The organism is Flavobacterium flavipallidum (genome assembly GCF_038289905.1).
Classification (GTDB): Bacteria; Bacteroidota; Bacteroidia; order Flavobacteriales; family Flavobacteriaceae; genus Flavobacterium; species Flavobacterium flavipallidum.
In genome coordinates this window covers 48066-54641 of sequence record NZ_JBBYHU010000030.1, presented here as the reverse complement: position 1 = coordinate 54641, position 6576 = coordinate 48066, and the positions used below count along the sequence as shown (strand labels likewise).

At 34.2% G+C, this 6576-nt stretch carries 7 protein-coding genes and 1 tRNA gene; 5 read left to right on the top strand and 3 right to left on the bottom strand.

What is annotated here, in order from left to right; translation table 11 throughout:
• Nucleotides 1–161: 161 nt before the first annotated feature.
• The 3 genes from trxB to AAEO59_RS13210 form a co-directional block, all read right to left on the bottom strand.
• Nucleotides 162–1112: a thioredoxin-disulfide reductase gene (gene trxB, locus AAEO59_RS13220; RefSeq protein ID WP_341701224.1), complete on the bottom strand. Its 951-nt coding sequence runs from the start codon at nucleotides 1110–1112 to the stop codon at nucleotides 162–164.
• Between the two features lie 255 nt (nucleotides 1113–1367).
• Nucleotides 1368–1643 carry a GIY-YIG nuclease family protein gene (locus AAEO59_RS13215; RefSeq protein ID WP_341701223.1) on the bottom strand — a complete coding sequence of 92 codons (276 nt, stop codon included), beginning with the start codon at nucleotides 1641–1643 and terminating at the stop codon, nucleotides 1368–1370.
• 12 nt (nucleotides 1644–1655) lie between these two features.
• Nucleotides 1656–1730, bottom strand: a tRNA-Pro gene (locus AAEO59_RS13210).
• A 198-nt stretch (nucleotides 1731–1928) separates the two neighbouring features.
• Between AAEO59_RS13210 and AAEO59_RS13205 the strand changes: the two genes are divergently transcribed.
• The 5 genes from AAEO59_RS13205 to lepB are packed head-to-tail and all read left to right on the top strand — an operon-like array spanning nucleotide 1929 to nucleotide 6533.
• A complete protein-coding gene (locus tag AAEO59_RS13205; RefSeq protein ID WP_341701222.1) occupies nucleotides 1929–2699 on the top strand; it encodes a ParA family protein in 771 nt (256 codons plus the stop codon).
• Between the two features lie 6 nt (nucleotides 2700–2705).
• Nucleotides 2706–3605 (top strand): ParB/RepB/Spo0J family partition protein, encoded by a 900-nt coding sequence (locus AAEO59_RS13200; RefSeq protein WP_341701221.1) that lies wholly within the window; start codon nucleotides 2706–2708, stop codon nucleotides 3603–3605.
• Nucleotides 3602–4162, top strand: a complete 561-nt coding sequence (locus tag AAEO59_RS13195; protein WP_407934934.1) for a DUF5683 domain-containing protein — start codon at nucleotides 3602–3604, stop codon at nucleotides 4160–4162. Before AAEO59_RS13200 ends, AAEO59_RS13195 begins: the two co-directional genes overlap by 4 nt.
• A gap of 59 nt (nucleotides 4163–4221) precedes the next feature.
• Nucleotides 4222–4923 carry a 4-hydroxy-tetrahydrodipicolinate reductase gene (gene dapB / locus AAEO59_RS13190; RefSeq protein ID WP_341701220.1) on the top strand — a complete coding sequence of 234 codons (702 nt, stop codon included), beginning with the start codon at nucleotides 4222–4224 and terminating at the stop codon, nucleotides 4921–4923.
• 35 nt (nucleotides 4924–4958) lie between these two features.
• Entirely contained in the window at nucleotides 4959–6533 is a 1575-nt protein-coding gene (gene lepB / locus AAEO59_RS13185) for a signal peptidase I (protein ID WP_341701219.1), read from the top strand.
• Nucleotides 6534–6576: the final 43 nt, after the last annotated feature.

Genomic DNA, 6576 nt, shown 5'->3' with positions numbered 1-6576 from the left:
TTATTGCTTGATGCTTTTTTAAAACTTCATTTACACATCGAAGTTTAAAATCATAACCATACTTGACTTTTCTTTCCATAAAAATACCCCCAAATAGTGTCTAACTTTTTGGGGGCAGTGCATTTGAAACAGCCTCTTTTGTTTATAAGTAAGATTAATTATTAAGCTTCTTTTGCAGCTAAATATCTTTCGGCATCTAAAGCAGCCATACAACCTGTTCCAGCAGCTGTAATAGCTTGACGGTACACATGATCAGCGGCATCACCAGCAACAAAAACTCCGGCAACATTTGTCTTAGAAGTACCTGGCGTATTGATAATATATCCTGTTTCGTCTAAGTTGATATAATCTTTAAAAATATCCGTATTTGGTTTATGTCCGATTGCTACGAAGAAACCAGTAGCCGGAATATCATAAACTTCATCGGTCGTTTTGTTTTTAACTTTAATCGCCTCAACAACATTTCCGTCACCAATAACTTCAACAGTATCGTGATTCATCAAAATCTCAATATTCTCGGTTTTGCGTACACGTTCTTCCATGATTTTAGAAGCTCTAAATTTCTCACTTCTTACTAACATGGTCACTTTTTTACAAAGTTTAGATAAATAATGAGCCTCCTCACAAGCTGAATCCCCTGCTCCTACTATCACAACTTCTTGATTTCTATAAAAGAATCCATCACAAACAGCGCAAGCTGAAACTCCTCCACCCATTTGCAAGTAATGTTGTTCAGATGGCAATCCTAAATATTTAGCAGACGCACCTGTAGAAATGATTACAGTTTCACAATGTAATTCAATAGCATCATTAATCCACACTTTATGAATATCTCCGGAAAAATCAACTTTAGTAGCCCACCCATCACGTATATCTGCTCCAAAACGTTGTGCTTGTTGTTGCAACTGAATCATCATTTCAGGACCGGTAACACCATCAACATATCCGGGAAAATTTTCAACCTCATTAGTAGTAGTCAATTGTCCTCCTGGTTGCATTCCTTGGTATAATACCGGATTCATATTAGCTCTGGCAGCATAAATAGCGGCCGTATAACCTGCAGGACCAGAACCTATAATAAGACATTTTATTTTTTCAATTGTATCAGACATTTTAATTTAAGTTTAAATTTTGAACTGCACAAAAATAGTTTTTTATTATTTGATTACTCAAGTTTTCTAATTAGTTTTTATTATCTTATAATAGATAAATAAACCATTAATAATTTAAAGCCAACGGAATAGACAAAAACAAAAAAACCTCCTTAAAATTCAAGAAGGTTTATTGGGGTGGCAGAGTTTATTCCGAAAACGGAAATTCGAACCTGCGGCCTTCCCGATTTCCAATCAGGAAGTGATAACTTGCCATTATTTTGAAATTAATTCTAAAATCTTCGTTTTACTTTTCCACTTTTTAATTTCCTGTTCTCTCAAAATAGCTTTTCCTTTATCATCATAGGGTTCAAAATAAACGATTTCCCAATCTTTAGTCCTACCCGTAAATCCTTTATGAGAAGTCAAATGACGACGCAATCTTTCTTCTAATGACATAGAAGAATAACCAACATAATGTTTGTCAATTGATTTTGAATATAAAATATAAACATAATTCTTGGAAATAAAAAAAACCTCCTTGAAGTCCAAGAAGGTTTTCTGTCGGGGTGGCAGGATTCGAACCTGCGGCCTCCTGCTCCCAAAGCAGGCGCGATAACCGGGCTACGCTACACCCCGAAAGCGGCTGCAAATATACAACTCTTTTTTACTTGTACAAACAATTATCAAAAATAAAATAAAATTTATCATTTTTCATAGAAAACCACAATAAAAGACTCAAAATACAACAAATCAAGCTTTAACAAATGTTAACAAAATAGATTTTCAGAAACAATAATAAATTGTATTTTTACCGTTCAAAATTATAGAAGATAAATGGGCAAAATCATTGCGATTGCTAATCAAAAAGGAGGCGTTGGAAAGACTACATCATCAGTAAATCTTGCAGCTTCCCTAGGTGTTTTAGAAAAGAAAGTATTACTAATTGATGCTGATCCTCAGGCTAACGCCAGCTCCGGATTAGGTATTGATGTGGAAAGTGTAGAAATTGGTACCTACCAAATTCTAGAACACAGCAATACTCCAAAAGAAGCTGTAGTACAATGTTCGGCTCCAAATGTAGATGTAATTCCGGCTCATATAGACCTTGTAGCTATCGAAATCGAATTGGTAGACAAGGAAAACAGAGAGTACATGCTTAAAAAAGCATTGGAAAGTGTAAAAGACGAATATGACTATATCATCATCGACTGTGCACCTTCTCTTGGACTGTTAACATTAAATGCTTTAACAGCTGCCGATTCTGTGGTTATACCTATTCAGTGTGAATATTTTGCTTTGGAAGGACTTGGAAAATTATTAAATACGATTAAAAGTATTCAAAAAATCCATAATCCGGAATTAGACATTGAAGGTCTATTGTTAACCATGTATGATTCGAGATTGCGTTTATCTAATCAGGTTGTTGAAGAGGTACAAAAGCATTTTAACGATATGGTTTTTGAAACTATTATTCAACGAAATGTAAAACTGAGTGAAGCACCAAGTTTTGGTGAAAGTATCATTAACTATGATGCTACCAGCAAAGGGGCAACTAATTATTTACACCTTGCTCAGGAAATTATAAAGAAAAACGACATCCAATAATTTTTTATGACAAAAGCGATAAAAAAACAGGCTTTAGGTAGAGGTTTATCAGCATTATTAAAAGATCCGGAAAACGATATTAAATCTGTTGAGGACAAAAATGCTGACAAGGTTGTTGGAAACATTATTGAGCTTGAAATTGAAGCTATTGAAATAAATCCTTTTCAGCCTAGAAGTAATTTTAACGAAGAATCTTTAAAAGAACTAGCTACTTCTATCAAGGAATTAGGTGTAATCCAACCGATTACTGTTAGAAAATTAGATTTTAACAAATACCAATTAATTTCAGGGGAACGTCGTTTGCGTGCTTCTAAATTAGTGGGACTTGCTACCGTACCGGCATATATCAGAATTGCTAATGACAATGAGTCATTGGTTATGGCATTGGTTGAAAACATTCAACGTCATGACTTAGACCCTATCGAAATTGCGCTTTCGTACCAACGCTTAATGGACGAAATCCAATTGACACAGGAACAAATGAGTGACCGAGTTGGTAAAAAACGTTCTACCATTGCCAATTATTTACGTCTTTTAAAACTGGATCCGATTATTCAAACTGGTATTCGCGATGGTTTCATCAGTATGGGACATGGTAGAGCTATCATAAACATTGAAGATTTAGACGCACAAACCGATATTTATCAAAAAATTGTAAGTCAAAATCTTTCGGTTCGTGATACAGAGACTTTGGTAAAAAACTACCATGAAAGTTTAAAACCAAAACCAGCTACCAAGCCAAAAGCTGCTTCTTTTGATATTGACGATAACCAAAAAAGAATTTTTAATTCTTATTTTGGAAATCTTGTAGACATTAAAGTTGCCAATAATGGAAAAGGTAAAATTACGATTCCTTTCCAGTCTCAGGAGGATTTTAATAGAATCATAGAATTAATCAAAGGATAGTGAATAAAATTATTTCCATAGCACTATTTCTTAGCATCTTAAGTAACTATAAAGTTTTGGCACAAAAAACGTCTCAGGCCGAAGTTACTAAAGACACTTTAAAGTCTATTGATATTGATCCTTTAACACCTGCTAAAGCGGCATTTTACTCGGCTGTTTTACCCGGATTGGGTCAGGCTTACAATAAGAAATACTGGAAAATTCCTTTGGTTTACGGAGCCATTGGAACCAGTCTTTATTTCTACATAGACAGCAATAAAAAATACCATCAGTTTAGAGATGCGTACAAAAGAAGATTGGAAGGATATACAGATGACAATTTTTCATATTTAGATGACAGCCGATTAATAGCAGGTCAAAAATTTTACCAACGTAATCGTGATTTATCTTCGCTTTTCGTCATAGGTTTTTATGTTTTAAACATTATTGATGCCAATGTTGATGCCGCTTTAATGCAATTTAATGTTGATGATCGTCTATCAGTAAAACCAACATTATATCAAAACGATCTTAATTTAAAAACAAATGTAGGGCTTAGCCTGAATTTTAACTTTTAACCAAAAACAAAAGGATTGATTATATTCAATCCCTTTTAATTTTAAAAAATAGAACACAAATGAAAATTGCGCTTTTAGGATACGGAAAAATGGGACAAGTAATCGAAAGAATTGCTTTAGAAAGAGGTCATGAAATTGTTTTGAAAAAAGATGAATTCAACACTTTTGACACTCTTTCAACTGCTGATGTAGCTATCGATTTTAGCGTTCCTATGGCTGCTGTTGAAAATATTTCGGCTTGTTTTAACAATAATGTTCCAGTAGTTTCAGGAACTACAGGATGGCTGGATCGTTATGACGAAATGATTACTCTTTGCAAAGAAAAAAACGGTGGTTTCATTTCGAGTTCTAACTTTAGTTTAGGTGTGAACTTATTTTTTGGCCTAAACGAATATTTAGCTAAAATGATGGCTAAAATAGAAGGTTACAAAGTAACAATGGAAGAAATTCACCATATCCACAAACTGGATGCTCCTAGTGGAACTGCTATTTCATTAGCACAAGGAGTAATTGAAAATAGCGAATATGCTAAATGGACTCTTGAAGAAGCAAAAGAAAAGGAAATTCACATTGAAGCCGTTCGTACCGGAGAAGTACCAGGAACACATACTGTGACTTATGATTCAGGTATTGACAGCATCGAAATCAAACATACCGCTCATAACCGTGAAGGATTTGCTCTTGGTGCCGTAATTGCTGCTGAATGGTTAGCAGGAAAACAAGGTATTTACAGTATGAGAGACGTTCTTAATATTCAATAAGTACAAATTAAAATTAACTTAAATCCAAAAGAACTATGACACTATATCAATGGTTTGTATTCTTTCTTATTATTCAAGTTGTTCATTTTTTAGGAACTTGGAAACTATACGAAGCAGCTGGAAGAAAAAAATGGGAAGCCGCAATACCGGTATATAATGCCATTGTGCTGATGAAAATCATTAGTCGCCCTACTTGGTGGACCTTATTGCTTTTTATCCCAATTATCAATTTGATTATGTTTCCAGTTATTTGGGTGGAAACCTTAAGAACTTTTGGTAAACGCAGTCAATTAGATACTTTTTTAGGAATCATAACTTGCGGATTATACCTCTACTATATCAATTATACTCAAAAATTAGAGTATAATGCGGAAAGAAGTTTACATCCTAAAAATAAAACCGCTGATACGATAAGTTCACTATTATTTGCAATCATCGTAGCAACCTTTGTACACACTTATTTTGTACAACCTTATACAATCCCTACTTCTTCTTTAGAAAAATCATTACTTATTGGTGACTTCCTTTTTGTAAGCAAAGTAAATTATGGCGCTAGAGTACCTATGACTACTGTAGCCTTACCAATGGTTCATGATTCAATTCCTATGGTCAAAAGAAAATCATATTTAAGTTGGCCACAACTTCCTTATTTAAGAATACCAGGTATTGAAGACAAAATAAAACGCACTGACATTGTCGTTTTTAACTGGCCTGTAGATACAGTTCACTACTTTTTTGAACCTAAAGGAAGACCTGGTGTTATAAAACCAATTGACAAAGAATCAAACTATGTAAAACGTTGCGTAGGTATTGCTGGAGACAGCTTAGCAATTAAGGACGGAATTATTTATATTAATGGAAAAGTCTTAGATCTTCCAGAACGTGCTAAACCGCAATATTCATATGCAGTTGCATTGGATGGAAAAACACCAATTGACTTCGAACAGTTATTAAAAGAATTGGATATTACTGATCCTGTAGGTTACAAAACAGAATCAAAAGACACGCTGTACTTCAAAGCACTTACAGCTGCTTCTGCTGAAAGATTAAAAAATACCCCTGGAATAACTTCGGTAAAAAGAGAGATAACCAAAGGTCCTGAAAACGGTATTTTTGCCAATGCTAAATGGAATCGCGACAATTTTGGTCCAATCTACATTCCTGAAAAAGGAAAAACTGTAGCACTTACTACCGAAAGTCTTCCATTATACGAAAGAATTATTACCGCTTACGAAAAAGACGAAAACGGCAACAAAAACGACTTAAAAGTAAACGGAAACGAAATCAGATTAAACGGAAAAGTAGTCAACAGCTATACTTTTAAACAAAATTACTACTGGATGATGGGTGACAATCGTCATAACTCTGAAGATAGTCGTTACTGGGGATATGTACCGGAAGACCATATTGTAGGTAAACCAGTTTTCATCTGGATGAGTTTAGACCCTAATGGAAAAGGATTAAACAAAGTGCGTTGGGACAGAGTTTTTACTACTGTTAGCGGTGAGGGGCAACCTCAATCACATTTCAAAATATTTTTGATTCTTTTGGCTGCATTCTTTGTTGGAGAATATTTCTGGAAAAAAAGAAAAGCTAAAACAAATATCTAGTATAATAAAAATTAAAGCTTTTATTTTTGCCACAGATTACTAG

Excerpts from the sequence above, each read along its gene's own strand:
- trxB (WP_341701224.1), bottom strand. The coding sequence starts at position 1,112 with ATGTCTGATACAATTGAAAAAATAAAATGTCTTATTATAGGTTCTGGT.
- AAEO59_RS13205 (WP_341701222.1), top strand. The coding sequence starts at position 1,929 with ATGGGCAAAATCATTGCGATTGCTAATCAAAAAGGAGGCGTTGGAAAG.
- AAEO59_RS13200 (WP_341701221.1), top strand. The coding sequence starts at position 2,706 with ATGACAAAAGCGATAAAAAAACAGGCTTTAGGTAGAGGTTTATCAGCA.
- dapB (WP_341701220.1), top strand. The coding sequence starts at position 4,222 with ATGAAAATTGCGCTTTTAGGATACGGAAAAATGGGACAAGTAATCGAA.
- lepB (WP_341701219.1), top strand. The coding sequence starts at position 4,959 with ATGACACTATATCAATGGTTTGTATTCTTTCTTATTATTCAAGTTGTT.